The organism is Pseudomonas sp. 20P_3.2_Bac5 (assembly GCF_025466035.1).
GTDB lineage: Bacteria > Pseudomonadota > Gammaproteobacteria > Pseudomonadales > Pseudomonadaceae > Aquipseudomonas.
On the sequence record NZ_JANLOA010000035.1, the window covers coordinates 1 to 1,970 of the forward strand.

The window sequence follows — 1,970 nt, forward strand, 5'->3', positions numbered from 1 at the left end:
AACAGCAGGGTGCCGGCGCCGCGTTTGTAAGCCGAACCGGTTCCGCTCAGGTTGCCGCTGAAGGTGCCGTTGACGTCCTGTTGGAAGATCAGGTCGGCGTTGTCGACGATGTCGCCTTGCAGGCTGGTGGTGTTGCCTATCAGCGTACCGCCGCTGACGAGGGTGCCACCGCTGTAGGTGTTGGCGCCCGACAGCACCAGGGTGCCGCCGTCGAGTTTCTCGATGCCGCCGCTGCCGACCAGTTGCGCGGCGATCAGCGCCGAGGTGTTGCCGGCCACGCGCAGGCTGGCCAGGCTGCCGTCGGCGGCGTTGACCGCTTCCAGCGAGCCGGCGGTGCCGACCAGTTGGTAGCCGTTGCTGAGGAACTGGATGCCGGAGAAGGCACGCTGGCCATCGATGGTGACGGTGCCGCCCTGGCCGCCGAAGACCGCGAATTGGCTGCCGCTCCAGTCGTTGGCGTTTTTGCCGGTGGAGTTGGTCCAGTTGGTGTCCGCGCCCCAGGTGCCGCTGCCGCCGCTGACGGTGCCGTCGGCGGTGGTTTTCGAGCCGTTCCAGAACAGCAGGCCGCCGTCGGCTTCACCGACCACCAGGTTGACCTGGTTGGCGATTTCGGTCTGCACGGTCATCTGCGAGGCCAGGAAGTCGGTCGGCAGGGTGCCCAGGGTCAGGCCGTTGTCGGTCAGGCTGCCGCCGTAGCTGAACAGTTGGTAGACGCCGATGCCGAAGCCGCCGGCATTGCTGATGTTGAGCAGGCCGTCGAGGGTCAGGTTGCCGTTGGATTGGACCAGGGTGGTGCCGCTGCCCGGTGCGCCCAGGGCGAAGTTGAGGTTGCTGGTGGAGGCCAGCGACAGGCCGCCGACGGTCAGCGGCGCGGTGGCGCTGGCGATGTTCAGGTTGGCGCCGTCGGCCAGGCTGACCTGGCCGGCGATGCTGCCGCTGCCGCCGAGGCTGGCGCCGCTGGCGACCTGCACGTTGGCGCTGGCGAAGCTGCCGTTGACGGTGAGACCGCCGGCGTTGACCGCGGTGTTGCCGGTGTAGGTGCTGGTGCCGGTGAGCAGCAGTTGGCCGTTGCCGTTCTTGATCAGCGCGCCGTTGCCGCTGAGCACGCCGCTCAGGGTCAGGTCGTGGCTGCCGTCGAGGGTCAGTTGCTGCGCGACGGCGATGGCGTTGCCCACTTGCAGATCCGCCGTGGTGTCCAGGCGGGTGTTGCCGAGGACCGTCAGCGCGCCGGTGCCCAGCGCGGCGTTGTGACCGAGGGTCAGGCTGCCGGCGTTGAGCAGGGTGCCGCCGCTGTAGCTGTTGTTGCCGCTCAGGGTCAGGTTGGCGTTGCCGTTCTTCGCCAGGGCGCCGCTGCCGCCGAGGGTGCCGGTGAGGCTCAGGTCGTTGCTGCCGGCGAGGATCAGGCCGCCGTTGAGGGTCACGGCGTTGCCGAGGGTCACCGCGCGGTTGCTGTCCAGGGTGGTCAGGTCGGCGGTGGTCAGGGTGCCGCTGCCGAGGGCCGCGTTGTTGCCGACGACCAGGGTGCCGCCGTTGAGCTGGGTGCCGCCGCTGTAGCTGTTGCTGCCGTTCAGCACCAGGGTGCCGGCTTCGAGTTTGTTCAGGGTGGCGCTGCCGGTCAGGTTGACATCGACGGTGGCGCTGTTGCCGCTGCCCACGCGCACGCCGGCATAGCCGGTGGAGCCGTTGATCAGGTTCAGCTCGCCTGCGGTGCCCGCGACCAGGGTGTAGCCGTCGGTGAGGAATTGCAGGCCGGTGGTGGTCTGGGTGCCTTCGACGGTGACGGTGCCGGTGTTGCCCTGGAATACAGCGAAGCCATCGTTCCAGTTCTGGTTGAAGTTGCCGCTGGCGTTGGTCCAGTTGCTGCCGGTTCCGCCCCAGGTGCCGTTGCCGCCACTGATGGCGCCCGTGCCGCCGCCGCTGCCGTCCCAGAACAGCACGCTGCCCGCCGCGCCGCCGACCAGCAGGTTGAC

The 1,970-nt window shown here is 68.9% G+C and carries 1 protein-coding gene; it reads right to left on the bottom strand.

Features of this window, described 5'->3' with window-relative positions; all coding sequences use genetic code 11:
• Positions 1-1,970 (bottom strand): autotransporter-associated beta strand repeat-containing protein (locus tag NTD88_RS06000; RefSeq protein WP_262191715.1); only part of this gene is annotated, 1,970 nt, incomplete at both ends.